The 23,789-nt window shown below is 63.2% G+C and carries 25 protein-coding genes and 1 pseudogene; 11 read left to right on the top strand and 15 right to left on the bottom strand.

The window, feature by feature from the left end; translation table 11 throughout:
* Positions 1-6: 6 nt before the first annotated feature.
* Positions 7-1,206, bottom strand: a complete 1,200-nt coding sequence (gene tyrS, locus A7D27_RS08515) for a tyrosine--tRNA ligase (RefSeq protein ID WP_069564683.1) — start codon at positions 1,204-1,206, stop codon at positions 7-9.
* A 179-nt stretch (positions 1,207-1,385) separates the two neighbouring features.
* Here tyrS and A7D27_RS08520 point away from each other — a divergent pair, with 179 nt between their 5' ends.
* Together A7D27_RS08520 and A7D27_RS08525 are read left to right on the top strand one after the other, a co-directional pair.
* Entirely contained in the window at positions 1,386-2,831 is a 1,446-nt protein-coding gene (locus tag A7D27_RS08520; RefSeq protein WP_069564610.1) for a peptidoglycan DD-metalloendopeptidase family protein, read from the top strand.
* Between the two features lie 7 nt (positions 2,832-2,838).
* On the top strand, positions 2,839-3,930 hold the full coding sequence (locus A7D27_RS08525) for an anhydro-N-acetylmuramic acid kinase (protein ID WP_069562485.1): 1,092 nt from the start codon (positions 2,839-2,841) through the stop codon (positions 3,928-3,930).
* A gap of 47 nt (positions 3,931-3,977) precedes the next feature.
* Here the strand turns inward: A7D27_RS08525 and erpA are convergent, their stop codons facing one another.
* The 3 genes from erpA to A7D27_RS08540 all read right to left on the bottom strand — a co-directional run bounded on the left by erpA (position 3,978) and on the right by A7D27_RS08540 (position 5,553).
* On the bottom strand, positions 3,978-4,328 hold the full coding sequence (gene erpA, locus A7D27_RS08530; RefSeq protein WP_069562486.1) for an iron-sulfur cluster insertion protein ErpA: 351 nt from the start codon (positions 4,326-4,328) through the stop codon (positions 3,978-3,980).
* Positions 4,329-4,409: 81 nt separating this feature from the next.
* Positions 4,410-4,823, bottom strand: coding sequence for a polymer-forming cytoskeletal protein (locus A7D27_RS08535; protein WP_044405734.1), 414 nt, complete (start codon positions 4,821-4,823; stop codon positions 4,410-4,412).
* A gap of 4 nt (positions 4,824-4,827) precedes the next feature.
* A complete protein-coding gene (locus tag A7D27_RS08540) occupies positions 4,828-5,553 on the bottom strand; it encodes a DUF6776 family protein (protein WP_069564611.1) in 726 nt (241 codons plus the stop codon).
* A 188-nt stretch (positions 5,554-5,741) separates the two neighbouring features.
* On the opposite strand from A7D27_RS08540, the gene hemJ reads away from it, so the two are divergent.
* The 5 genes from hemJ to A7D27_RS08565 all read left to right on the top strand — a co-directional run bounded on the left by hemJ (position 5,742) and on the right by A7D27_RS08565 (position 10,462).
* Positions 5,742-6,167: a protoporphyrinogen oxidase HemJ gene (gene hemJ, locus A7D27_RS08545; protein ID WP_069562489.1), complete on the top strand. Its 426-nt coding sequence runs from the start codon at positions 5,742-5,744 to the stop codon at positions 6,165-6,167.
* Positions 6,168-6,189: 22 nt separating this feature from the next.
* On the top strand, positions 6,190-7,152 hold the full coding sequence (locus A7D27_RS08550; RefSeq protein WP_069564612.1) for a nitronate monooxygenase family protein: 963 nt from the start codon (positions 6,190-6,192) through the stop codon (positions 7,150-7,152).
* Positions 7,149-8,408 (top strand): alanine racemase, encoded by a 1,260-nt coding sequence (locus A7D27_RS08555; protein ID WP_069564613.1) that lies wholly within the window; start codon positions 7,149-7,151, stop codon positions 8,406-8,408. The genes A7D27_RS08550 and A7D27_RS08555 overlap by 4 nt, the downstream gene beginning before the upstream one ends.
* A gap of 97 nt (positions 8,409-8,505) precedes the next feature.
* Positions 8,506-9,621, top strand: a complete 1,116-nt coding sequence (locus A7D27_RS08560) for a DUF805 domain-containing protein (RefSeq protein ID WP_069564614.1) — start codon at positions 8,506-8,508, stop codon at positions 9,619-9,621.
* 52 nt (positions 9,622-9,673) lie between these two features.
* Positions 9,674-10,462 (top strand): SDR family oxidoreductase, encoded by a 789-nt coding sequence (locus A7D27_RS08565; protein WP_069564615.1) that lies wholly within the window; start codon positions 9,674-9,676, stop codon positions 10,460-10,462.
* Between the two features lie 10 nt (positions 10,463-10,472).
* Here the strand turns inward: A7D27_RS08565 and A7D27_RS08570 are convergent, their stop codons facing one another.
* The gene (locus A7D27_RS08570; RefSeq protein ID WP_069562494.1) at positions 10,473-11,954 is read right to left on the bottom strand and encodes an AAA family ATPase; all 1,482 of its coding nucleotides are present in this window, start codon (positions 11,952-11,954) and stop codon (positions 10,473-10,475) included.
* 88 nt (positions 11,955-12,042) lie between these two features.
* On the opposite strand from A7D27_RS08570, the pseudogene A7D27_RS27080 reads away from it, so the two are divergent.
* A pseudogene (locus tag A7D27_RS27080) lies at positions 12,043-12,295 on the top strand (HIT domain-containing protein).
* Between the two features lie 104 nt (positions 12,296-12,399).
* On the top strand, positions 12,400-13,047 hold the full coding sequence (coq7, locus tag A7D27_RS08575; protein ID WP_069562495.1) for a 2-polyprenyl-3-methyl-6-methoxy-1,4-benzoquinone monooxygenase: 648 nt from the start codon (positions 12,400-12,402) through the stop codon (positions 13,045-13,047).
* 67 nt (positions 13,048-13,114) lie between these two features.
* Here the strand turns inward: coq7 and speD are convergent, their stop codons facing one another.
* Both speD and A7D27_RS08585 read right to left on the bottom strand, forming a co-directional pair.
* Positions 13,115-13,909 carry an adenosylmethionine decarboxylase gene (gene speD, locus A7D27_RS08580; RefSeq protein ID WP_069562496.1) on the bottom strand — a complete coding sequence of 265 codons (795 nt, stop codon included), beginning with the start codon at positions 13,907-13,909 and terminating at the stop codon, positions 13,115-13,117.
* Between the two features lie 225 nt (positions 13,910-14,134).
* On the bottom strand, positions 14,135-14,557 hold the full coding sequence (locus A7D27_RS08585; RefSeq protein ID WP_069564616.1) for an OsmC family protein: 423 nt from the start codon (positions 14,555-14,557) through the stop codon (positions 14,135-14,137).
* Positions 14,558-14,799: 242 nt separating this feature from the next.
* On the opposite strand from A7D27_RS08585, the gene crp reads away from it, so the two are divergent.
* Positions 14,800-15,444 carry a cAMP-activated global transcriptional regulator CRP gene (gene crp, locus A7D27_RS08590; RefSeq protein ID WP_044405715.1) on the top strand — a complete coding sequence of 215 codons (645 nt, stop codon included), beginning with the start codon at positions 14,800-14,802 and terminating at the stop codon, positions 15,442-15,444.
* A gap of 53 nt (positions 15,445-15,497) precedes the next feature.
* Here crp and trpC read toward each other — a convergent pair whose 3' ends face one another.
* From trpC to rpe, 6 genes are all read right to left on the bottom strand, one after another.
* Positions 15,498-16,334, bottom strand: coding sequence for an indole-3-glycerol phosphate synthase TrpC (gene trpC / locus A7D27_RS08595; RefSeq protein WP_069562498.1), 837 nt, complete (start codon positions 16,332-16,334; stop codon positions 15,498-15,500).
* Complete coding sequence (gene trpD / locus A7D27_RS08600; protein WP_044405711.1) at positions 16,331-17,380, bottom strand: anthranilate phosphoribosyltransferase; 1,050 nt, start codon at positions 17,378-17,380, stop codon at positions 16,331-16,333. Before trpD ends, trpC begins: the two co-directional genes overlap by 4 nt.
* A 1-nt stretch (position 17,381) precedes the next feature.
* Positions 17,382-17,975 carry an aminodeoxychorismate/anthranilate synthase component II gene (locus tag A7D27_RS08605; protein ID WP_069562499.1) on the bottom strand — a complete coding sequence of 198 codons (594 nt, stop codon included), beginning with the start codon at positions 17,973-17,975 and terminating at the stop codon, positions 17,382-17,384.
* Between the two features lie 10 nt (positions 17,976-17,985).
* Positions 17,986-19,473 carry an anthranilate synthase component I gene (gene trpE, locus A7D27_RS08610; protein WP_069562500.1) on the bottom strand — a complete coding sequence of 496 codons (1,488 nt, stop codon included), beginning with the start codon at positions 19,471-19,473 and terminating at the stop codon, positions 17,986-17,988.
* A 91-nt stretch (positions 19,474-19,564) separates the two neighbouring features.
* Complete coding sequence (locus A7D27_RS08615) at positions 19,565-20,407, bottom strand: phosphoglycolate phosphatase (RefSeq protein WP_044405707.1); 843 nt, start codon at positions 20,405-20,407, stop codon at positions 19,565-19,567.
* Positions 20,407-21,075, bottom strand: coding sequence for a ribulose-phosphate 3-epimerase (gene rpe, locus A7D27_RS08620; RefSeq protein ID WP_044405705.1), 669 nt, complete (start codon positions 21,073-21,075; stop codon positions 20,407-20,409). The genes A7D27_RS08615 and rpe overlap by 1 nt, the downstream gene beginning before the upstream one ends.
* A gap of 109 nt (positions 21,076-21,184) precedes the next feature.
* Here rpe and A7D27_RS08625 point away from each other — a divergent pair, with 109 nt between their 5' ends.
* Complete coding sequence (locus A7D27_RS08625; RefSeq protein WP_069562501.1) at positions 21,185-21,571, top strand: hypothetical protein; 387 nt, start codon at positions 21,185-21,187, stop codon at positions 21,569-21,571.
* An 83-nt stretch (positions 21,572-21,654) separates the two neighbouring features.
* On the opposite strand, the gene A7D27_RS08630 is transcribed toward A7D27_RS08625, so the two are convergent.
* Positions 21,655-22,482, bottom strand: coding sequence for an ABC transporter permease (locus tag A7D27_RS08630; RefSeq protein WP_044405701.1), 828 nt, complete (start codon positions 22,480-22,482; stop codon positions 21,655-21,657).
* A gap of 11 nt (positions 22,483-22,493) precedes the next feature.
* The gene (locus A7D27_RS08635; RefSeq protein WP_069562502.1) at positions 22,494-23,726 is read right to left on the bottom strand and encodes an ABC transporter permease; all 1,233 of its coding nucleotides are present in this window, start codon (positions 23,724-23,726) and stop codon (positions 22,494-22,496) included.
* Positions 23,727-23,789 lie beyond the last annotated feature (63 nt).

A 23,789-nucleotide genomic window follows, 5' to 3' on the forward strand; every position in this document is an offset into this window, starting at 1 on the left:
AAAAATTCATTCTGCTTTCAGCGAGATGCGTGCAAACGCTTTTTTCCCCGCCTGGCATACATGACTCTTGCCTAGCTCGAAGACAAACGAACGATCAACCACTTCCCCATCAACACGCACACTGCCTGCTGCCAGAAGATCACGCGCCGCCGCAGCATTCTTGACCAGCCCTGCCTTATTAAGGACAGACGAGATCGGCATAGCCTCAGGCGCAAGCAACTCCACTTCCGGCAAGTCGTCCGGCAGCTCGCCATCCTTCATGCGGTTGCCTGCCGAGCGATGAGCACTGGCTGCTGCCTCTTCCCCATGGAACCGGGCAACAATCTCTTCGGCCAACTTGATCTTGATGTCACGAGGATTAGCGCCCGCCTCGACGTCTCGCTTGAACTGATGGACCTCATCCATGGACCGGAAGCTGAGCAACTCGAAGTAGCGCCACATCAAACTGTCTGGCATCGACACCAGCTTGTTATACATGACGCCCGGCGCCTCCTGGATACCCACATAGTTACCAAGGGACTTGGACATCTTCTTGACACCATCGAGCCCCTCGAGCAGCGGCATGGTGACGATGCACTGGGATGCCTGCCCGTAGGCACGCTGCAACTCACGCCCCATTAGCAGGTTGAATTTCTGATCGGTACCACCCAACTCGACATCAGCACGGAGCGCAACGGAGTCATAGCCCTGAACCAGCGGATAAAGGAACTCATGGATGGCGATAGGCTGATTGGTAGCATAGCGCTTACTGAAGTCATCCCGCTCAAGCATTCGCGCCACGGTGTACTGAGAAGACAAACGAATGAAATCGGCCGGTGACAGCTGGTCCATCCAGGTGGAATTGAACGCCACTTCGGTGCGTTCAGGGTCCAGGATCTTGAAGACCTGAGCCTTGTAGGTCTCGGCATTCTCCAACACCTGCTCACGGGTCAGTGGAGGACGGGTAGCACTCTTCCCACTAGGGTCCCCAATCATCCCGGTGAAGTCTCCGATCAGGAAGACCACCTGATGCCCCAGCTCCTGGAACTGACGCAGCTTGTTAATCAGAACGGTATGCCCCAAGTGCAGATCAGGCGCCGTCGGATCGAAGCCAGCCTTGATGCGCAGCGGCCGCCCCGTCTTGAGCTTCTCGATCAGCTCCGCTTCGACCAGTACTTCTTCCGCGCCGCGCTTGATAAGCGCCAGCTGCTCCTCAACCGACTTCATGTAAGGCCCCGTGCCACGTAAATACAAAAGGGAACCAAACATACAAGATCGCTGACTAATTACAAGTTTTGCGCCCGCGGCCAGACCGACCGCCGAAAGGTCGGTTCTCAAGGTTGCCTGAGGGCCTATTTGATTATATTTTAGGCAGTTAGATCACTTTCTTAATAACACCACACGCCATGACGCATAACGTTCCCAAAGCGCCGCGCTATCCGAAGAGCCACCTGCTGGCCGCAAGCGGTGTAGCTGCGCTTCTGAGCCTGGCCTTGCTGGTGTTCCCGTCTCGGGAAGTCGAGGCGAAGAAGACCTACATCAATCTGGACATGGACAACAGTGCCGAAGCACTGATTCAGGAGAAGGACGATCTCCGACAGGGCCTATCCAGCGAAGGCGAGGCGATCACTCCCTTTGCCACCATTGCGCCGTCCGCAGATGCCAAGGACAGCGCTGATAACGATTCCAGCACGGACAAGCAGGATGCTTCCACTTCAGCCTCCTTATCGAACGCACCTGTCGACCCTGGTCTGAAGACCGTCAAGGTCGAAAGTGGCGATACACTGTCCACACTGTTCGCCAAAGTCGGCCTGTCCGCGAGCGTGCTGCACGAGATTCTCGACAGTAGCAAGGATGCCAAGACGCTCACCCGCCTCAAGGTCGGCCAGCCCTTCGAGTTCCGGCTGACCCCGGAAGGCGAGCTCCAGAGCCTTCATTCCCGGCTTAGCGATCTGGAATCAGTAACGCTCGCCAAGACCGAAAAAGGCTACGACTTCAAGCGCGACATCGCCAAACCCGACATTCATTCCGCTTACGCGCACGGCGTGATCGACAGCTCTCTGTTCCTTTCCGCCAAACGCGCCGGTCTCTCACACAACCTGACGATGGACCTGGCAAACATCTTCGACTACGACATCGACTTTGCCCTTGATATCCGTGAAGGCGACGAGTTCGAAGTCATCTATGAGAAAAAGACCGTCAACGGCAAAGAAGTAGGCTCAGGCGCTATCCTCGCGGCGCGGTTCACCAACCGCGGCAAAACGTACACCGCTGTCCGCTTTGCCAATGCCCAGGGTATCGCCAGCTATTTCCGTGATGACGGCACAGCGATGCGCAAAGCCTTCATCCGCACTCCCGTGGATTTCGCTCGAATCAGCTCTCGCTTCTCGTTGGGCCGCAAGCACCCCATCCTGAACAAGATCCGCGCGCACAAGGGCGTTGACTACGCCGCCCCACGCGGAACACCGATCAAGGCAACGGGTGATGGCAAGGTCATGCTCGCCGGGCGTCGTGGTGGTTACGGTAATGCCGTGATCATCCAGCACAGCGGCAAATACCGCACCCTCTATGGCCACATGCAGGGCTTTGCCAAAGGGATCAAGACCGGCGTAAGTGTCAAACAGGGACAGATCATCGGCTATATCGGCACTACCGGGCTCTCCACTGGCCCACACCTCCACTACGAGTTCCAGGTCAACGGCCAGCACGTCGACCCGCTCAGCGTGAAGCTTCCAATGGCCGACCCACTCATCGCCAGTGAGAAGAAGCGTTTCCTGCAACTGAGCAAACCGCTGATGGCACGCATGGACCAGGAAAAGGCCACCATGCTCGCTCAGAACAAGCAGCAGTAACTGCCGCATGCCGCACTACATCGGGGTCATGTCCGGCACTAGTCTGGACGGGCTGGACATCGCCCTGATCGTGCAGGAAAGCCGCACGCGGCTCCTCGCTTCCCATTACATCCCCATGCCTGCCGACTTGAAGGAGGATCTCCTCAAGCTCTGCACCCCCGGCAATGACGAACTCGCCCGCGCAGCCCTTACCGAGCAGCGCTGGGTCCGGCTCGCTGCACAAGGCATCCAAAAACTCCTGCAACAGACGGGACTCACCCCTGATTCCATTCGAGCCATTGGGAGCCACGGCCAGACGGTACGCCACGAACCCGCCCTCGGCTTCACGATCCAGATCGGCAACTGCGCACTCCTTGCAGAGCTGACCGGCATCACCGCGGTCGGCGACTTCCGTCGTCGGGACATGGCGGCGGGTGGACAAGGTGCGCCCTTGGTGCCCGCCTTCCACGAAGCCCTTTTCGGCAACGATGCCCATCGGGCCGTCCTGAACGTCGGTGGTTTCAGCAACCTCTCGCTGTTGCAGCCGGATCGCCCGGTCTTCGGTTTCGACTGCGGCCCCGGCAATGTCCTGCTGGATGCCTGGATAGCCCGCCATCAAGGCAAACCCTACGATGCGGATGGCGAATGGGCCGCCAGCGGCAAGATCGACGCCGCCTTGCTCCAGGCACTGATGGCAGACGACTTCTTCTCGACTCAAGGCCCCAAAAGCACGGGGAGGGAGCACTTCAACCTGCCGTGGCTGGACCACAAACTGGCACGAATGAGCACACAGCCCGCTGCCAAAGATGTCCAAGCCACTCTGTTGGAGTTCACCGCACGTACCGCCATCGACGCCCTGCTGGTGGCACAAGCGCATACCGACGAACTACTGGTCTGCGGTGGTGGTGCCCGCAATCACACGCTGATGAAGCGATTGGCCGAGTTGCTCCCCTCTTCCCGGGTTTGCAGCACCGATGAGGCGGGCGTACCTGCGGACTGGATGGAAGCCATGGCCTTTGGCTGGCTCGCCCACTGCTGCCTGGAAGGTATTCCTGCCAATCGCCCAAGCGTGACCGGCGCCAAAGGCCCCCGCATCCTCGGCGCGATTTACCCCGCCTGAAACGAAAAAGCCGTGCATGAGCACGGCGTTCGACAAACGAGATCCAATCAGATCGAGAAGGATTGCCCGCAACCACAGGTGGTGGCCGCATTCGGATTCTTGATCACGAAGCGCGAGCCCTCCAGGCCTTCCTGGTAATCCACCTCCGCGCCTGCCAGATACTGGAAGCTCATGGGGTCGACTACAAGACTCACGCCGTCACGCTCGACGATGGTGTCGTCGTCGGCCACCTCTTCATCGAAGGTGAAGCCGTACTGGAACCCGGAGCAGCCGCCACCGGTGACGAAAACGCGGAGCTTCAGGCGCGGATTGCCCTCTTCATCGATCAGGTTCTTCACCTTGCTTGCGGCTCCCTGGGTGAACATCAGGGCGGTGGGGGTGAAGGATTCGACACTCATGATGCAACTCTCCCGGCTTGACGCCGCCATACTGCGCTATGGCGGCGCATTATCCGCTTACCCTAGAAAACTGGTCAACTATTAAGCATCGGCCTCATCGACCCGCGACGGCAGCTCAAGCGGCTTGGCCGACTCCTTGATCTGGCCCAGGCGCCCGTCTATCTGCGCTCCCATCGCCATCTCCATCAACCCATACAACACCGTACCCTTGACCCGCGCCCGCGCGCCCAGTTCCAGGTGCTCGCTCGCGTACACATCACCCTGCACTTCCCCATCAATGATCACGTGGGGCGCACGGATCTCACCCTGGACCAGCCCGTCCACGCTGATGCGCACCATGCCCTCAACGGCAGACAGATTGCCCGTAAGGCGCCCATCAACCTGAACCGCGCCCTGGAAGCGCAGGTCGCCCACCAGTTCAGCACCGGTCGCGATGATGCTGGTCTTGCCGCTGTAGCGCTGCAGGTCTGCCTTGGGTTTCTGCTTGTTCCACATAGATTCATGACTCCTCGTCGGTCCAGTCGAACGTGCGCAACAGCGGCTCACGCTGCCCCTCCACCCGCGCACTCACCTCGATGCGACGTGGAACGAAGCCTTCCGGCAACTCCAGTTCGATGAAGCGCCCGGCATCGGGAATGGCCTGGAAATACTTGAATGAAAAAGGCACGCCGCCCTTGGGCAGGTCCTTCGCCAGCTCAGCCAGGAGCAAGGCCGTCTCCTTGTTCCCCTGGCGACCCAGGATGCGAATCGATAAAGCCCCAGCGAGGGCACGCTCGTCCTTGCCCACCCGGCTCAGCATCAGGCGCATACGGTAGCGGGACGGCATGTCCGTGCCGTGCACCTCTAGGGCGCGAATACGCAACCCATCCGCCTGGCGGTCGGGAGCCAGCACGCCCTTGTAGACCGCCAGCTCCTGCTGCAAGGCAAAAACCTGCTCCTCCATCATCTTGATAGCCTGCCGACTCTGCTCATTGGCCTGCTGGCCCAAGCGCTCGCCGCTCTCCAGCACCGCCTGGCGCTGACGCAGTTGCTCCAGTTCGCGAGCCTGCTGCTGATTCTCTTGCAACAACTGGTCCCGCTGCTCGACCACGTCGCGGGAACGCTCAGCCTGCTGCCAGCCACCGGCAAAGAAGGAGGCCGGCAACGCCAGAACCAGTGCGCACAGCACCAGCCTCAACAGACGTTCGCGACGCGGATCACTGACACGAACTTCCCAACTGGCCATCAGCGAGCGCAGTCCGCGGATCGAAGCAGGAAGGATGAGAAAAGAGCCATGCGAAACCACCTAGCCAGAGCGGCCCATTGCAAAGGCGCCGATGATAAAGCCCGATCCGCCATGGGCCAACCGTCAGGGTGACGCGCTGCCACCTGTGCCTCTACTATCGGACCGATCTCACACAACGGACATTTTCCATGCTCTACCTCTGGCTAAAGGCCCTGCACATCATCGCCGTCGTCTGCTGGTTCGCCGGCCTCTTCTATCTGCCGCGCCTGTTCGTCTATCACGCTGCGGCGGAAGACCAACCCAGCCGAGAGCGCTTCTGCATCATGGAGCGCAAGCTCTACCGCGGCATCATGGGCCCCTCGATGATTGCCACCCTCCTGCTGGGCGGCGCGATGCTCTACCTCAACCCTGGTTGGTTCAGCCAGGGCTGGCTGCACGCCAAACTCACTCTCGTGGTGCTGCTGATCGGTTACCACCATGCCTGTGGCGCGATGCTCAAGCGCTTCGCCCGTGGCGAGAACGCCCGCAGCCATGTCTTCTACCGCTGGTTCAACGAAGTCCCTGTGCTGTTCCTGCTGGCCATCGTCATTCTGGTCGTGGTCAAGCCCTTCTGATCCCATCCAAGAGGACCGTCGGATGTCACTGCCCGCCCTGCTTGAGAATCGCCTGCGTCTGCCCCTCGTCACCGCTCCGATGTTCCTGGTCTCGGTACCGCCCATGGTCCTGGCCAGTTGCAACGCCGGTGTCGTCGGCAGCTTCCCCGCCCTGAACCAGCGCGAGAGTGCCGGCTTCGCCGCCTGGCTTGATGAAATCACCGCTGGGCTGGCAGCCGATGCAGCCCCCTACGCCGTCAACCTGATCGTCCACGGCAGCAACCCCCGCCTGCAGGCCGACCTGGCCATCTGTGTGGAAAAAAAGGTCCCCATCGTCATCACCAGCCTTGGCGCCGTGAAGGAAGTGGTGGACGCCGTGCACGACTACGGCGGCCTGGTATTCCATGACGTCACCACCCGGCGCCATGCCGAAAAGGCTGCAGAAGCGGGTGTAGACGGGCTGATCGCCGTCGCAGCAGGCGCCGGTGGGCACGCCGGAACCTGGAGCCCCTTCGCCCTGGTCGCCGAGATCCGCCAGTTCTTCGACAAGACCCTGCTCCTGGCCGGCTGCCTCAACCACGGCCACGAGATCCTAGCGGCCCAGCTCCTCGGGGCGGACCTCGCCTACCTGGGCACTCGCTTCATTGCCACCCGGGAGAGCCAGGCCAGCGCCGCCTACAAGCAAATGCTGCTGGACGCACGGGCGGCCGATATCGTCCACACCCCCGCCGTCTCGGGCGTTCCGGCCAGCTTCATGCGCCAGAGCCTGGAGGCCGCCGGATACGACCTCACCCGCCTCAACGACAAGGGGGACGTCAACTACGGTGAAAAACTCAAACCCGTGAGCGACGAAGCCAAGGCCTGGAAGACAGTCTGGTCAGCGGGCCAGGGCGTCGGAGGCATCCACGACCTCCCCTCCATCGATGAGTTGGTGCAGCGCCTCGACAGCGAGTACCGTGCTGCTGTCCAACGCATCTCCCACCTGGCACAGCCTTACCAGGGATGAAGCGTCGCCGTCTGCTCGCCGGCCTCGGAGCGCTGGGCACACTGGGGCTGTGGGCGGCCCGCCCCACCGACCGGGGCGCGCCTCATGCGCCTTACTTCGCCCAGTTGCAGGCCCTGCTGCACCAGCAGGGTGGCGGCGTGCCCCAGCTGGTGATCGACCTTGATCGCCTGGACGCCAACGCGGACCTGTTGAACAGCCGTCTAGGCAGCATGAAACTGCGCCTGGTGAGCAAATCGCTCGCCTCAACGGCTCTGCTCGACTACCTCGCCAAGCGCCTAGGCACTCGGCGTTTCATGGTCTTCCATCAACCCCAGGTTAACCAACTGGCCGAGGCGTTCCCCGACAGCGACCTACTGCTCGGCAAGCCCCTGCCGGTCGCCGCAGCCCTGGCCTTCTACCAACAACTCCCCGCGGCTGCAGCATTCAACCCCGACCGGCAGCTCACCTGGTTGATGGACAGCCCGGAGCGCCTGGTGCAATACCGCGACATGGCACTCGCCCTGCAGCGCCCGCTGTCCATTGCCCTGGAAATCGATGTCGGCTTGCGTCGCGGCGGTCACACCTCACCCGAGCAGTTTGCTGCCAGCCTCTCACTGATCGAACATCATCCCGACGTGTTCACGCTGCGTGGGCTGATGGGCTATGACGCCCAGGTCGCCCATGCGCCCTTCTGGAGCGGGGGCGCCCTCGTGCAGGCCAACACCTGCTACCGAGCCTTCCTGGAACAGGCCATGCGCGCAGGCAAGGTCTGGCCAGAAACACCTTTGTTGAATGGCGCCGGCAGCCTCACCTGCATGCAACACCTGTCTGGAGCCAGCCCACTAAACGAAATCGCCGTGGGTTCGGCGCTACTCAAACCTTCGGACTTCGATACCGAAAGCCTCAGCGCCTACCAGGCAGCCTGCTGGATCGCCGCTCCCGTGCTCAAAACGGTCAACGGCGACCTGCCCTACCTTGAGAGCGCCCATGGCCTCATGAGCAGTTGGGACCCGAACCGCGAACAGGCCTTCTATTTATATGGCGGTGGCTGGCAAGCCATCCCGGCCTCACCAGCCGGACTCGCCTACGACCCGCTCTATGGCCGCAGCGCCAATCAGGAGCGGCTGATCGGCTCCGCAGCCAATCGACTGCAACCCGATGACTGGGTGTTTCTCCGTCCACACACTGCCGAAGGACTCCCGGCACGATTCGGCTCCATGAGCCTGTTGCGGCGCGGCCGTCTCGTCGGGCGCTGGAAACCCTTGCCTACAGCGTGAAGCCCCCCGCTTTTTCCTGCCTCCACGGCTTGTAAGCCAGGCGCTGCCACCAGTACGCTTGGCCATCCTCAACCCTACAGCCGACAAGGATGCCCGCATGTCCGACGCTCGCTACAAGATCGTATTCGAAGGTGAACTGATGCCCGGTGCGGCACTGGACTCGGTCAAGGAGAACCTCGCCCGCCTGTTCAAGAGCGACGCCGACAAGATCGAAGCCCTGTTCAATGGCCGTCCCGTTGCCCTGAAGCGCGACCTCGAGGACGGCGAAGCGGACAAGTACCTGGCGGCCCTGCAGCGCGCCGGTGCCAACGTCCGCAAGGAGCCCGACATCGCCGCCGGACTGAGCCTGGTGGAGACCGAGGACCACCCCACCCCGGATGCCTCGCCCCAGGCCGAAGAAGACCAACCCAACATGACCTGTCCCAAGTGCGGCCATGAACAGCCCAAGGCAATCGAGTGCAAGGCCTGCGGCATCGTCATCGAGAAGTTCCTGGCCCGCCAGGCCCAAAAAGCCGAAAGCGCGCCGGCCGTGATGGCGCCGGCAACCGGTGCAGCATCGCCCTATGCCACGCCCCAAGCGCAGGTAGGTGAAGCCCTGCCGGAGTTCGGCGAACTGCGCCCCTTCGGTGTCACCGGTCGAATCGGCAGGATGCGCTACCTCGCCTGGTCGATGGTCCTGATCCTGGCAGCCCTGCCGATCGTGGGCCTCACCGCACTGCTGATGTCCGAGTTCCCGGTGATCGGCGGTATTCTTTTCGCACTCGAAATTATCGCTCTGGTGGTGGTCAACGTTCAGTTCGGTGTCCAGCGCCTGCATGACATCGGCTGGTCGGGCTGGTTGTACCTGCTGAACTTCGTCCCCTTCGTCGGCTCGGTCTTCCCGATTCTGATGATGGTGATTCCCGGCACCCAGGGCCCCAACCGTTATGGCCAGATCCAGCCGCCGAACAGCACCTCGGTACTGGTCATGGCCTGGATCTCCATCGGCAGCGGCATCCTCGCCGTCCTGGCCATCATCGGCGTGCTGATGTTCGCCGGCGCCGGTGCCCTCAGTGCCCTGGACTCCGACTTCTCCGGCAGCAGCTACGAGATGCCGGCCGACGTGGACAGCAGCGATTACGCCGCCACTCCCGCCGACGAAGCGGAGTACTCGGATGACCAGGGCATGGAAGCCGAAGCACCGGCCGAACAGGACGACTACGAGTCGAACTGAGCAACCTCCCGGGGCCGGCGCTGTCCAACCCGGCCCCACCAGGAGATTAACGATGCCCCGCTATGCCCTCATCACCGGCGCCTCCAGCGGCCTGGGACTGGCCCTCGCAGAGGCCCTGGCTCGCCGGGGTCGCCACCTGATCCTGGTGGCTCGCCAGCGTGATGCGCTCGAGAGCATCGCCTATGAGCTGACCCAACGCTTTGGCGTCGAGGTCCTCTACCGCACCTGTGACCTCGCCGAACCCCTCCAGCTATCCGGCCTGCTGCATGAGCTCAACCAGGGCGGTCGCCAGATCGACCTGCTGGTCAACAACGCCGGCATCGGCAGTGCCGGCCTCTATGTCCAGCAACCGTGGAGCCGTGAACAGGAGCTGATCGAGTTGAACATCCTCGCCCTGGCACGGCTCTGCCATGAGCTCGGTGGCGCCATGGCCGGGCGGGGCGAAGGGCAGATCCTCAATGTCGCCTCCGTTGCCGGGTTCCAGCCCGGCGGCTGGATGAGCAACTACTACGCCAGCAAAGCCTACGTGCTGCACTTCTCCGAAGGCTTGCGCGAAGAGCTGAAGCGCCATGGTGTGAAGGTTTCCGTCCTCTGCCCCGGGCCCGTGCGCACCGCCTTCTTCCGCCATGCCCGCATGGTCGGGGAGAAGCTGGAGAGCTCGCCCCTGCTGATGAGTGCGGAAGAGGTGGCGCTGTACACCGTACGCGCCCTGGAAAAGAACCGCGCCATCATCATCCCAGGCTGGCGCAACCGCCTGGCGGCAATAGCATCACGCTTCATGCCGCGCTGGCTGACACGTCGACTCACTGCCCGCATCAACCGCCGATTCGTGGCCGGCTGAACGCGCCCGCTCAGTCCGCGCGCACGCAGCGGCTGGCTGCCCAGCTGCGCAGGGCCGCCAACTCTTCCGACATGATCACCGACAACGGCGCCGTCCCATGCAACTGCTGCAGGAGCAGCGCCTGGCTGACATCGCTTTGCGCTGCCTGGGCGGCGTAGTACATGCCCACGACGGCCTGCTCGATCTCGGCACCGGAAAATCCATCGGACGCCGACGCCAGTGCCGACAGATCGAACAGAGCAAGGTCCATGCCCCGGCGGGACAGGTGGATGCGGAAGATCTCCGCGCGGGTCGCCGGGTCCGGCAGGTCGACGAAGAACAGCTCGTCGAAACGCCCCTTGCGCACCAGCTCCGGCGGCAGGCGATGAATGGCGTTGGCGGTGGCGATCATGAAGACCGGCGCCTTGCGCTCAGACATCCAGGTCAGCAGCGTCCCGAGCACACGCTGGCTCACACCCCCGTCATGGTCGCCGCTGGCCAAGCCCTTTTCGATCTCGTCCATCCACAGCACGCACGGCGCCATCTGCTCGGCGAGGCGAAGCGCCTCCCGCAGGTTGCGCTCGGTCTCACCGAAGAACTTGTTGTACAGGCAGGCGAAGTCCAGGCGCAGCAGGGGCAGTCCCCAAAGGCCGGCGACCGCCTTGGCGGCCAGGCTCTTGCCGCCGCCCTGTACCCCCACCAGCAGCATGCCCTTGGGCCGGTCCTCGGCCTTGCCATCGATGAAGGCCCCCTGGCGCTCACCGAGCCAGCGCTTGAGGTTGGCCAGGCCACCCACCTCGGCAAAACGTGCCGTGTCGTATTCGAAGCTGAGCACGCCCTCCAGGTCCAGCAGTTGGAACTTGGTCTTGTTCAGTTCCGGCAGGTCTTCCTGGGTGATGGCGCCGTCATCACAGATCACATTGCGGGCCAGGGAGCGCGCCTCACCATGGCTGAGCCCCCGCAGGTTCTTCACAACCTGCAGGAGGGTACGGTTGTCGGTACGCACCCGGGCGCCACGGTTGCGCTCGCTCCAGCGGGTCGCTTCCTCCCGGACGATGGCCAGCAACTCATCCTCGCTGGGCAACGCCAGGGCGAAGCGGGCGCTGTAGCGCTGCACCTCCGGCGGCAGGCGCAGGGCATGGGACACCAGCACCAGGGTCGGGCGCTGGGGCGAGTCGGCCATCGCCACTTCCTTCAGCAAGCGCACCAGCCGGGGGTTGTCCTCCAGGAACGGGTGCAGGTCACACATCACGTACAGGCTGGATTGGAGGTCGCCCTTGATCAGGCGCAGGGCCTTCTCCGGGTCGACCGTCTCCTCGCCCCCCAGAGGCTCGCCGCCGAAGCCGAGACGCTGCAGTCCCTCGGTCACCGACCAGGTGAACAGGCTCATGCCCCGCTTGACCGCAAGGGTAGTAAGGGTCTCCAGCACGCGTTGCTCATCCCAGGACTCGATGACGATGAGCTTGACCTTGGAATCGAGCACCAGGCCCAGGTCGTGGATGTCGTTCTTCACACAGGCTCCTTGTGGGTTTCACTGCTGGCCGGAGTCGATGGTCCGCCGCTAGACTCGGGCGATTCTTATATCAGCCCGCAGAACCCAGGTGGACTGTCTGTTCTGCAAAATAGTCGCTGCGCAGATCCCGGCACGTACGCTGTACGAAGACGATCACATTGTCGCGCCCCATGGCATCGCCCCACAGGCGCCGGTGCACTTCCTAGTCATCCCCAAGCGACACATCGAGACCCTAAACCACCTAAACCGAGGACGACCGTGAACTGGCCGGGCAGGCGGTCTACCACCACGTCCACATGCACCTGCTCGGGCAGCGCCAACTGGACTGGCCCCCGGGCTGAGCCTCAAGTCAGCGGGCAGCGCCGGAATGCGACTGATCCCGATCAAGCCCGGAGGGGAGCAATGGAGTAAACTCTCCGCCAGTTTTCGCCTGTCGAGGTGCCCCATGGCTACCGAACGTCACTACTCTCCCGCCGACCGCCTGCTGCTGCAGGCCGATGCCGCCCTCAAGACCCTCCTGCCGTTCAAAGGCCAGCCTTACCGCCCGTCGCCCGCCAACCTGCAGGACGATGCGCCGATGAGCGAGGACGACACACGCCACGTGGCCGGCCTGATGCGCATCAACCACACCGGCGAGGTCTGTGCCCAGGCGCTTTACCAGGGCCAGGCGCTGACCGCCAAGCTGCCCGAGGTGCGCCAGGCAATGGAACACGCCGCCGAGGAGGAGATCGACCACCTGGTCTGGTGCGAGCAACGCATCCGTGAACTGGGCAGCCGCCCCAGCGTGCTCAACCCGCTGTTCTATGGTTTGTCGTTCGGCGTGGGCGCAATGGCCGGTCTGATCAGCGACCGCGTCAGCCTGGGCTTCGTCGCGGCCACCGAGGACCAGGTCTGCAAGCATCTGGACGAGCACCTGCACCAGATCCCGCCGCAGGATGCCAAAAGCCGAGCCATCCTCGAACAGATGCGGGTCGACGAGGAACACCACTCCACCACCGCCTTGGAAGCCGGCGGCCTGCGCTTCCCCGCCCCGGTGAAGTTCGGCATGACGCTGCTGTCCAAGGTCATGACCAAGAGCACCTACCGGATCTGACCCGGGCACAGCACGTTAAAACAAAAGGGCGCCGTTCGGCGCCCTTTGTCATTCCAGCTCGCAGCCCTCAGCGGGGCATGTTGCGGGCATAGAAGATTTCCAGCATCTCGTGGCGCACACGCTCTTCCACCTGCTGCCGCTGTTCGGCGGTCAGGTTGGAGGCGGCATCGCCGAACAGGTAGTTGTCCAGTTCGAAGTCCTTGAGCAGCATCTTCGTGTGGAACAGGTTCTCCTGATACACATTCACGTCGGTCATCTGGTACGCGTCGCGGGTGTCGTCGGAGAGGTAGTTCTGGATCGAGTTGATCTCGTGGTCGATGAAGTGCTTGCGCCCTTCCACGTCACGGGTGAAACCACGCACACGGTAGTCGACGGTGACGATGTCGGAGTCGAACTGGTGGATGAGGTAGTTCAGGGCCTTGAGCGGCGAAATCACGCCGCAGGTGGACACGTCAATGTCCACACGGAAGGTCGCAATGCCTTCCACCGGATGGATTTCCGGGTAGGTGTGAACGGTGATGTGGCTCTTGTCCAGGTGAGCCAGGATCGTCTCGGGCAACGGGCCGGGGGATTCCTCAATCTGGCTGTCGGTAGGCGTCACCGGCTGCTCGGAAATGAGGATGGTGACGCTCGCTCCCTGGGGATCGTAATCCTGCCGGGCGATGTTGAGGATATTGGCACCGATGATGTCGACCACGTCGGTGAGGATCTGGGTCAGGCGTTCGGCATCGTACTCTTCGTCGATGTACTGGACGTAGGCCTGCTGGTCCTCGGGGGTTTCCGCGTAGCAGATGTCATAGATGTTGAAGCTCAAGGTCTTTGTCAGGTTATTGAACCCGTGGAGCTTGAGTTTGCTTTTCACCGTTTGTGAACTCTCGTCGTGTGCGGCTCTGCCGCGTGGTTGAGCATGCCCGTCAGAAGCGCACGACACTTCTGCGTAGGACGGTTTACACCTCTTCGCGATGGCGATTGTGGTTATCGGTTCTGGGGCAGAAGACCCCTGGAATTCGAGGGGGCGCATTATGCAGATGACGAAAGCCATCTACCAGAGTTTGCGCCCCCAATATGATGATCGGATGTCGAAGGCTCAGCCGAGTTCAACGATCTCGTAGTCGTGGGTGATCTCGACGCCCGCACGCCCCAGCATGATGGAGGCGGAGCAGTACTTCTCGGCAGACAACTCGACGGCACGCTTGACCTGGGCTTCCTTGAGGCCTCGGCCTTTAACCACGAAATGCACATGGATCTTGGTGAACACCTTCGGGTCCTCTTCAGCGCGCTCGGCTTCGAGGAACGCCTCGCAGCTCTCCACCGGCTGGCGCGACTTCTTGAGGATGCTCACCACGTCGAAGTTGGTGCAGCCCCCCAGCCCCAGCAGGAGCATCTCCATCGGCCGCACGCCGAGGTTGCGGCCACCGCTTTCCGGCGGGCCGTCCATCACCACAGCATGGCCGCTGCCGGACTCGCCGAGGAACAGGGCCTCGCCCGCCCACTGGATACGCGCTTTCATCACCAGACTCCAGGCTCTGAGAAAAAGGGGCGCCAGCTTATCACAGCGCCTGGCGACACCCCGGCGTCACATACGCTGGTCGAATAGTTACCCGGCAGTTGTTATCTGTGTCTCAAAATCGGCTCACCGGTCACGGTGCGTCTGTTAAGCTGACGTCGGATAACTGGCACACTTAGCCAGATAACTAATAAGAATGTGCCTGTTGGACAAGGGCTTATCTATTTATATTTCGGGACTCGGGCATGGTAGCTATTACCCTCACTCCAAAGATCAAGAACCTAGACAAGCTTCTCGCGCATTGTCATCGCCGTCGTTACACCGCCAAGAGCACCATCATCTATGCGGGCGACCGCTGTGAAACGCTCTTCTTCATCATCAAAGGCTCCGTCACCATCCTGATCGAAGACGACGATGGTCGTGAAATGATCATCGCCTACCTCAATGCCGGGGACTTCTTCGGTGAGATGGGCCTGTTCGAAAAGGAAGGCGCCGAGAAAGAGCGCAGCGCCTGGGTCCGTGCCAAGACCGAATGCGAAGTGGCCGAGCTCAGCTATGCCAAGTTCCGTGAACTGACCCAGCAGGACCCGGAAATCCTCTACGCACTGGGCAGTCAGATGGCCGACCGACTGCGTAACACCACCCGCAAGGTGGGCGACCTGGCCTTCCTCGACGTGACCGGCCGTGTTGCCCGTACCCTGCTGGACCTGTGCAAGCAGCCCGATGCCATGACCCACCCCGATGGCATGCAGATCAAGATCACCCGCCAGGAAATCGGCCGGATTGTCGGCTGCTCCCGCGAAATGGTCGGTCGCGTGCTCAAGAGCCTGGAGGAACAGGGCCTGGTGCACGTCAAGGGCAAGACCATGGTGGTCTTCGGGACACGCTGAGACGCGCATATGAAAAAGCCGGCAGGACGCCGGCTTTTCCATGTGCACATCGATCAGTTCGGGTCGGCGCTCAGCTTGACCCGCCCACGCTCCGGGAAGAACAACCGACGCAGTTCGGTCCCAGGCTCCTCGGCACGCATGAACGCCTCGCCAACCAGGAAGGCGTAGACCTCACTCACTTCCATCAGCTCGACATCCGCCCGGTTGAGAATGCCGCTCTCGGTGATGACGATGCGGTCGCGCGGGATGCGCGGCAGCAGGTCCAGTGTGGTCTCCAGACTGACATCGAAGGTGTGCAGGTTGCGGTTGTTGATGCCCACCAGCGGCGTATCGAGGGTCTTCAGTGCCCGCTCCAGCTCATCGCCATCGTGCACTTCCACCAGCACATCCAGCCCCACGTCCTTCGCCGTGGCAGCCAGCTCCGCCATCTGCAGGTCGGACAGCGCCGCAACGATCAGCAGGACACAATCGGCGCCCAATGCACGGGCCTCCACAACCTGATAGGGATCGATGAGGAAGTCCTTGCGGATCACCGGCAGGGAGCAGGCCGCCCGGGCTTCCTTCAGGTACTCATCGGCACCCAGGAAGAAATCCACATCGGTGAGCACCGACAGGCAGGTGGCGCCACCGTCCTGGTAGCTGCGGGCGATCTGTGCGGGCACGAAGTTCTCGCGGATGACGCCCTTGCTCGGGGACGCCTTCTTCACCTCGGCGATGACCGCCGGTTCGCGCAGCGCGACCTTGTCCTGCAAGGCCTGGGCAAACCCGCGTGGTGCATCGGCCGAACGGGCCAGCGCTTCCAGTTGGCTCAGCGACGTGCGAGCACGTCGCTCGGCGACTTCCTCGGCCTTGCGGGCGAGGATCTTTTCTAGGACGGTCGGGACGCTCACGCTTCGTTCTCCACTCGGAACACCGCGGTGAAGGAGGCCAGTTCCTCCAGCTTCTCGCGGGCAAGGCCGGTGTGCAGGGCATCGTGGGCCAATTGCACACCCTCTTTGAAGGTGCTCGCGTGGTCCGCTGCATAAAGCGCAGCGCCGGCGTTGAGCACGATCATCTCTGCGGCCTTCTGGCCGTTCTCGGTCTTGCGACGCCCCAGGGCATCGCGGATCAGTTCAAGGGACTGCTGCGGGCTGTCCACGGTCAGGCCGATCAGGCTCTGGCTCTTGATGCCGAAGTCCTCCGGCTGCACCTGATATTCAGTGACCACACCGTCCTTCAGCTCGGCCACATGGGTCGGTGCCGCCAGGCTCAGCTCGTCGAGGCCATCCTTCGAATGCACCACCAGGATGTGCTGGCTACCCAGTCGCTTGAGCACCTCGGCCAGTGGCCGGCAAAGTGCCTGGCTGAACACCCCCACCACCTGGTGCTTCACACCGGCCGGATTCGTAAGCGGGCCGAGCATGTTGAACAGTGTGCGCAGCCCCAGCTCGCGACGCGGGCCGGCGGCGTACTTCATCGCCTTGTGGTGGACCTGGGCGAACATGAAGCCGACGCCGACATGCTCGATGCAGCGGGCCACCTGCTCGGGTTTCAGGTCCAGGTAGATGCCGGCGGCCTCCAGCACGTCGGCGCTACCGGTCTTGCCGGACACCGCGCGGTTGCCGTGCTTGGCCACCTTGCCCCCTGCGGCCGCGACCACGAAGGTCGCCGCCGAGGACACATTGAAGATGTTGGCGCCATCGCCGCCGGTGCCAACCACGTCCACCACGCGATCCAGGCTCGACAGCTCCACACGGCTGGCCAGCTCGCGCATCACCGACACGGCCCCGACGATCTCGTCGATGGTCTCGCTCTTCATGCGCATACCCATCAGGAAGGCACCGATCTGCGCGTCGGTGCACTGCCCGGTCATGATCTGGCGCATCACCGCCTGCATTTCCTCGGTGGTCAGGTCCAGTTGGTTGACCACGCGGCCGAGGGCTTCCTTGATGTCCATGTCAGCGTACCCCGCCCTGTTGCTTGAGGAAGTTGGCGAACAGCTCGTGCCCCTGCTCGGTGAGTATGGACTCCGGATGGAACTGTACACCCTCGATGTTCAGGGTCTTGTGGCGCAGCCCCATGATCTCGTCCACCGAACCGTCTTCGTGCTGGGTCCAGGCAGTCACCTCCAGGCACTCCGGCAGGGTTTCGCGCTTGACCACCAGCGAGTGGTAGCGGGTCACCGTGAGCGGGTTGTTCAGGCCCTGGAACACACCCTGGTCATGGTGGAAGACCGGGCTGGTCTTGCCGTGCATCGCCTGGCGCGCCCGCACCACATCGCCGCCGAAGGCCTGGCCGATGCTCTGGTGGCCCAGGCACACGCCCAGGATCGGCAGCTTGCCGGCGAAATGCAGGATGGCCTCCAGCGACACCCCCGCCTCGGTGGGGGTGCACGGCCCCGGGGAGACGACGATGCGCTCGGGCTTGAGCGCCTCGATCTGGGCGATGCTCAGCTCGTCATTGCGGATCACATGGACATCGGCACCCAGCTCACCCAGGTACTGCACCACGTTGTAGGTAAAGGAGTCGTAGTTATCGATCATCAGCAACATGGCAGGGTCCTCAGGCGTCAGTCTTGGTGGTCTGCTCGGCGAGCGCCACGGCACGGAACATGGCGCGGCGCTTGTTCAGCGTCTCCTCCCATTCCAGTGCGGGGACCGAGTCGGCAACGATGCCGGCGCCAGCCTGCACGTGCAGTTGCCCATCCTTGATGACCGCCGTGCGGATCGCGATGGCGGTGTCCATGTTGCCGTTCCACGCCAGGTAGCCCACGGCACCGCCGTAGACCCCGCGCTTAACCGGCTCCAGTTGGTCGATGATTTCCATCGCACGGATCTTCGGCGCCCCCGACAGGGTGCCCGCCGGCAGGATCGCCCGCAGCGCATCCATCGCGGAGACGCCGTCCTTCAACTGGCCGGTGACGTTGGAAACGATGTGCATCACGTTGGAATAGCGCTCGATCACCATCTTCTCGGTGACCTTCACCGAACCGGTGGCGGACACGCGCCCCACGTCATTGCGGCCCAGGTCGATCAGCATCAGGTGCTCGGCCAGCTCCTTGGCGTCGGACAGCAGGTCCTCTTCCAAAGCCAGGTCGGCATCCTCGGTGGCGCCACGGGGACGGGTGCCGGCAATGGGGCGCACGGTGACCAGGCCATCCTCGACCCGCACCAGCACCTCCGGCGAACTGCCCACCACATGGAAGTCGCCGAAGTTGAAGAAGTACATGTAGGGGGTCGGGTTGAAGCAGCGCAGCGCCCGGTAGAGGTCGATCGGCGCTGCCTCGAAGGGCACCGACATGCGCTGGGAAATCACCACCTGCATGCAGTCGCCCGCGAGGATGTATTCCTTGATCTCGCCCACTGCCCGCTCGTAGTCCTCGCGGGTGAAGCTGGAGCGGAAGTCGCTCTGCAACTCCACCGGCAGGCTCGGGTCGACACCCAGGCGCGGCACCACCGGCTGGCGGAGTGTCTGCCGCAGCGCATCGAGGCGGGCCTGGCCCTGCTCGAAAGCGTCTGGCTGGCTCGGGTCCACCAGCACGATGGCGTGCAGCTTGCCTGCCAGGTTGTCGAACACGATCACCGCATCCGACACCATCAGCAGGATGTCCGGCGTGCCCAGGGGGTCAGGGTTCGGGCAGTTGGCCAGGCGCTTCTCGACATAGCGCACGCAGTCGTAGCCGAAGTAGCCCACCAGGCCGCCATTGAAGCGCGGCAGGCCGTCGATGGGCGCGACCTGGTAACGCTCCTTGAATGCCTCGACGAAGGCCAGCGGGTCTTCGCTGTCCACGGCCTCCACCACCTGGTCATCGACGCTGACGCTGACCCTCGCGCCATGGGCACGCAGCACCGTGCGACTGGCCAGGCCGATGATGGAGTAACGCCCCCACTTCTCGCCGCCCTGGACCGACTCCAGCAGGTAGGAGTACGGCGCATCGGCCAGCTTCAGGTAGAGGGAAAGCGGGGTGTCGAAGTCCGCCAGGGTTTCGAAGGCGAGCGGGATGCGGTTGTAGCCTTGGGCGGCCAAACGCAGGAATTCATCGCGGGTCATGATCTGCCTCGTGGGGCGAGGAGCCCGGGTGGGCTCCTGGATAAAAGACGTCGGTGTGCAAGCGCGCCGGACCGGTCCGGCCAGAATGGAATCAGGCGCGCCAGCGCCAACGGGCCACGGCCTTGATGATTCGCATGGAGGCTCGTTCGAGCCAGAGCTTGCAGGGAACCAGCACGTTTCTATCTCTTCTATGAGGCAGATGATCTGGGGAGTCGGGCGACATTAGCGCAGCGCCGTGTGCGGCGCAACCGCCAGGCAGCAGCTCGCGCAGGTCGTCCACCACCAGCGCCGGCTCCTCCTCGTCGATGGGCCGACCGTGGTTGTAGCCGTAGCTCAGCGCCACGCACTTGACCCCCGCCGCCTTGGCGGCCAGCACATCGTTGCGCGAGTCGCCGATGAACAGCGCCTCGTTGCGACTGACCCCGGTCATGTGCATCACATGCAGCAGCGCAGCCGGGTCCGGCTTCTGCTGGGGCAGGGTGTCGCCGGCGATGATCAGCGGGAAGTAGCGCCCCAGCTTCATCTGGTCCAGCAACGGCGCCACGAAACGCTCGGGCTTGTTGGTGATCAGCGCCAGCTCGATCTTGCGCTTGCGCAACCACTTCAGGGTTTCCGCCACGCCCGGGTAGACCTCGGTCAGCGCATGGCTGTCGGCATAGGCCTCCAGGAAGATCTCCAGGGCTTTCTCCGCGTCCTCGTCATGCACGGCGCTGTGGTCGATGCCACCAGCCAGGGCCCGGCGCACCAGCACCCGCGCACCGTTGCCGACCCAGTCGCGCACGCGCTCGACCCCGGCGGGTGGACGCCCGAGGCTGACCAGCATGCGGTCCACTGCGGCGGCCAGGTCCGGCACCGAGTCGATCAGGGTGCCGTCCAGGTCGAACATCACCAGACGCGGCAGGCGGCCGTCGAACAGCCGTTGCAGCGCGTTCATCAGGCCTGGGCCAGCTCGGCGCGCATGGCGGCGATGACTTCGGCGTAGTCCGGCGCATTGAAGATGGCCGAGCCGGCGACGAAGGTGTCGGCACCTGCGGCGGCGATCTCGCGGATGTTCTTCACGTTCACCCCACCGTCGATCTCCAGGCGGATGTCGCGGCCCGAGGCCTCGATCAGCGCACGGGCTTCGCGCAGCTTGTCCAGGGTACCGGGGATGAACTTCTGCCCGCCGAAACCGGGGTTCACGCTCATCAGGAGGATCATGTCCACCTTGTCCATCACGTACTTCAGGCTGTCCAGCGGAGTGGCCGGGTTGAACACCAGGCCGGACTTGCAGCCACCGTCGCGGATCAGTTGCAGGGAGCGGTCGATGTGCTGGGTCGCTTCCGGGTGGAAGGTGATGTAGGTGGCGCCGGCTTCGATGAAATCGCCGATGATGCGGTCCACCGGGGAGACCATCAGGTGCACGTCGATGGGCGCGGTCACGCCGTACTTGCGCAGCGCCGAACACACCATCGGGCCGATGGTCAGGTTGGGCACGTAGTGGTTGTCCATCACGTCGAAGTGGACGATGTCGGCGCCGGCAGCGAGCACCTTGTCCACATCCTCGCCCAGGCGTGCGAAATCGGCGGACAGGATCGACGGGGCGATGGCGAAGGGTTGCATGAGAGACCTCGGTGCAGAATCACGGTGGCGCGGATTGTAGCCGCATTCGTTTTTCACCGGTGACAATCGCGACATTCAGTCCTGAATGCGACAGACAGAGGAGCGAAGAATGGGTGCCTATACAACGGTGGCTGGCTGGATCGAACTGGATTACTCACTCACGACTGAAGAAATCGCAGGGTGTATTGAGACCACAGGGGAAGACGTTGCGAGACTGCTGAATGACGACCAGAAAGCGCTTTATCGAGGCGGCTGGATGATTCAACCCGAAGCGATCAACGGCTCTCGATTCGTGTTCTTTGGTGCGCCGATCAGAACGGCAGCCATTCCCTACATCCGATCCCAAGTGATGGCGCTTTCACGTTTGGTAGCGTGCGGCGATGACTACACCATCCACCCAAGCGGCCATTTTCTTCTGACTGAGGACGGCACTCACGGCATCCCGGATATGGAGTGGATCATCGAAGAGGGGCACATCAGCGACAGGCTGAAGTGAGTGCGCGCCTGGGAGCGCGCATGAACGCAGGGCCACGCCCTCGTTGTGAACGAGCACAACGAGGGAGTCGCCCTATATGGAAGTCACTCCGGCATGGAGGTACGCATCTTCTCGCTGCGGCCGCGCAGCCACTCCAGGGTCAGCAGCAGCACCACCGAGAAGCCGATCAGCAGGGTTGCCGCCGCGGCGATGGTGGGGCTGAGGTTCTCGCGGATGCCGCTGAACATCTGCCGGGGCAGGGTCGCCTGCTCGGGGCCGGCGAGGAACAGCGTCACCACCACCTCGTCGAAGGACGTGGCGAAGGCGAACAGCGCCCCGGAGATCACACCCGGTGCGATCAGCGGCAGGGTGACGCGGAAGAACGTGGTCAGCGGCGGCGCCCCCAGGCTGGCGGCGGCACGCACCAGGTTGTGGTTGAAGCCCTGCAGGGTGGCCGACACGGTGATGATCACGAAGGGCACGCCCAGCACGGCGTGGACCATGATCAACGACAGGTAGCTGTTGCCCAGGCCCATCGGCGCGAAGAACAGGTAGCTGGCGACACCGACGATCACCACCGGCACCACCATCGGCGAGATCAGCAGACTCATCACCAGCGCCTTGCCGCGGAACTCGCCCCGGGTCAGGCCGATGGACGCCAAGGTGCCGAAGACCATCGCCAGCAGGGTCGCGGCGGGCGCCACGATCATGCTGTTGGTCAGCGAGCGCATCCACTCGGCCGAGCTGAAGAAGTCGGCGTACCAGCGCAGGGAGAACCCCTGCAGCGGGTACACCAGGAAGGTGCCGGAGTTGAACGACAACGGCACGATCACCAGCACCGGAAGGATCAGGAACAGCAGCACCAGGCCGCAGAGGATGCGCAGGGTGTAGAACCACAGGCGCTCGACCGGGGACATGTAGGGACTCAGCATTTCTTATCTCCTCAACCCAGGCGCAGGCGGCCGGCGCCCACCAGCCAGCTGTAGACGACATAGAGCACCATGGTGGCCAGCAGCAGCATCCCGCCCAGGGCGGTGGCCATGCCCCAGTTGATGGTGGTGTTGGTGAAGAAGGCCACGAAGTAGCTCACCATCTGGTCATTCGGGCTGCCCAGCAGCGCGGGGGTGATGTAGTAGCCGATGGACAGGATGAACACCAGCAGGCAGCCCGCGCCCACGCCGGCCACGGTCTGCGGGAAGTACACCCGCCAGAAGCTGGCGAACGGGTGGCAGCCCAGGGAGATTGCCGCCCGCATGTAGCTGGGGGAGATGCCCTTCATCACGCTGTAGATCGGCAGGATCATGAACGGCAGCATGATGTGCACCATCGCCACGTACACGCCGGTGCGGTTGAACACCAGTTGCAGCGGCTGGTCGATCAGGCCCAGCTTGAGCAGCGCGCCGTTGATCAGGCCGCCGGATTGCAGCAGCACGATCCACGCCGCCACGCGCACCAGGATCGAGGTCCAGAACGGCAGCAGTACCAGGATCATCAGCAGGTTGCTCTTGCGCGTCGGCAGCGTCGCCAGCAGGTAGGCCAGCGGGTAAGCCAGCGCCAGGCAGAGCAGGGTGATCACCGCGCCCATCCAGAAGGTGCGGGCGAAAATGTCCAGATAGATGGCCTGGTCCGGCGTGGTCGGGGCCACCTCGCCGAGGTCGTCGATGCGATGGTCGACCGCCGCCAGCAGGTAATAGGGGGTCAGGTTCGAGACGTTGCGGCGAATGGCCTGCCAGTAGGCCGGGTCGCCCCAGCGCTCGTCGAGCCCCTCCATGGCGTCCTTGTAGGAGCCCGGTTCGTTCTTGAACGGCAGTGCCCGCGCGGTCTTGGCCATCAGGCTGCGGTAGCCGGCCAGCTCCATGTTCAGGCGTTTGGACAGATCACCGATGGTCTGTTTCTTGCGCGCATCGGCCAGGTCCAGGGCCAGCGCCTTGTAGACCGGCTCGGCGGGCAGGGCCTTGCCGTCCCAGGTGCCGATGGCTTCCACGGTACGCGGCAGGGCTGACACCACTTCGGGGTTGCTCACGCTCTTGTAGAGCAGCGCGCCGATAGGCACCAGGAAGGTCAGCAGAAGGAACAGCAGCAAGGGCAGGATCAGCGCCTGGGACTTCAGGCGGTTGACCCGTTCGGCACGCGCGAGGCGCTGCTTCAGGGTTGGGCCGGTGACGACAGTGGCCATGGCGAACTCCGGTGGATCTCTGGGTACTCCCCTCCCCCGCGAGAAGGAGGGGATGTGCTGGGT

Source organism: Pseudomonas sp. 1D4, from assembly GCF_001728925.1.
In the GTDB taxonomy this organism is placed as follows: Bacteria; Pseudomonadota; Gammaproteobacteria; order Pseudomonadales; family Pseudomonadaceae; genus Metapseudomonas; species Metapseudomonas otitidis.

Coding starts and splice junctions, on each gene's coding strand:
- tyrS (WP_069564683.1), bottom strand. CDS start 1,206: ATGAAGTCGGTTGAGGAGCAGCTGGCGCTTATCAAGCGCGGCGCGGAA.
- A7D27_RS08520 (WP_069564610.1), top strand. CDS start 1,386: ATGACGCATAACGTTCCCAAAGCGCCGCGCTATCCGAAGAGCCACCTG.
- A7D27_RS08525 (WP_069562485.1), top strand. CDS start 2,839: ATGCCGCACTACATCGGGGTCATGTCCGGCACTAGTCTGGACGGGCTG.
- erpA (WP_069562486.1), bottom strand. CDS start 4,328: ATGAGTGTCGAATCCTTCACCCCCACCGCCCTGATGTTCACCCAGGGA.
- A7D27_RS08535 (WP_044405734.1), bottom strand. CDS start 4,823: ATGTGGAACAAGCAGAAACCCAAGGCAGACCTGCAGCGCTACAGCGGC.
- A7D27_RS08540 (WP_069564611.1), bottom strand. CDS start 5,553: ATGGCCAGTTGGGAAGTTCGTGTCAGTGATCCGCGTCGCGAACGTCTG.
- hemJ (WP_069562489.1), top strand. CDS start 5,742: ATGCTCTACCTCTGGCTAAAGGCCCTGCACATCATCGCCGTCGTCTGC.
- A7D27_RS08550 (WP_069564612.1), top strand. CDS start 6,190: ATGTCACTGCCCGCCCTGCTTGAGAATCGCCTGCGTCTGCCCCTCGTC.
- A7D27_RS08555 (WP_069564613.1), top strand. CDS start 7,149: ATGAAGCGTCGCCGTCTGCTCGCCGGCCTCGGAGCGCTGGGCACACTG.
- A7D27_RS08560 (WP_069564614.1), top strand. CDS start 8,506: ATGTCCGACGCTCGCTACAAGATCGTATTCGAAGGTGAACTGATGCCC.
- A7D27_RS08565 (WP_069564615.1), top strand. CDS start 9,674: ATGCCCCGCTATGCCCTCATCACCGGCGCCTCCAGCGGCCTGGGACTG.
- coq7 (WP_069562495.1), top strand. CDS start 12,400: ATGGCTACCGAACGTCACTACTCTCCCGCCGACCGCCTGCTGCTGCAG.
- A7D27_RS08585 (WP_069564616.1), bottom strand. CDS start 14,557: ATGAAAGCGCGTATCCAGTGGGCGGGCGAGGCCCTGTTCCTCGGCGAG.
- crp (WP_044405715.1), top strand. CDS start 14,800: ATGGTAGCTATTACCCTCACTCCAAAGATCAAGAACCTAGACAAGCTT.
- trpD (WP_044405711.1), bottom strand. CDS start 17,380: ATGGACATCAAGGAAGCCCTCGGCCGCGTGGTCAACCAACTGGACCTG.
- A7D27_RS08605 (WP_069562499.1), bottom strand. CDS start 17,975: ATGTTGCTGATGATCGATAACTACGACTCCTTTACCTACAACGTGGTG.
- trpE (WP_069562500.1), bottom strand. CDS start 19,473: ATGACCCGCGATGAATTCCTGCGTTTGGCCGCCCAAGGCTACAACCGC.
- A7D27_RS08615 (WP_044405707.1), bottom strand. CDS start 20,407: ATGAACGCGCTGCAACGGCTGTTCGACGGCCGCCTGCCGCGTCTGGTG.
- rpe (WP_044405705.1), bottom strand. CDS start 21,075: ATGCAACCCTTCGCCATCGCCCCGTCGATCCTGTCCGCCGATTTCGCA.
- A7D27_RS08625 (WP_069562501.1), top strand. CDS start 21,185: ATGGGTGCCTATACAACGGTGGCTGGCTGGATCGAACTGGATTACTCA.
- A7D27_RS08630 (WP_044405701.1), bottom strand. CDS start 22,482: ATGCTGAGTCCCTACATGTCCCCGGTCGAGCGCCTGTGGTTCTACACC.
- A7D27_RS08635 (WP_069562502.1), bottom strand. CDS start 23,726: ATGGCCACTGTCGTCACCGGCCCAACCCTGAAGCAGCGCCTCGCGCGT.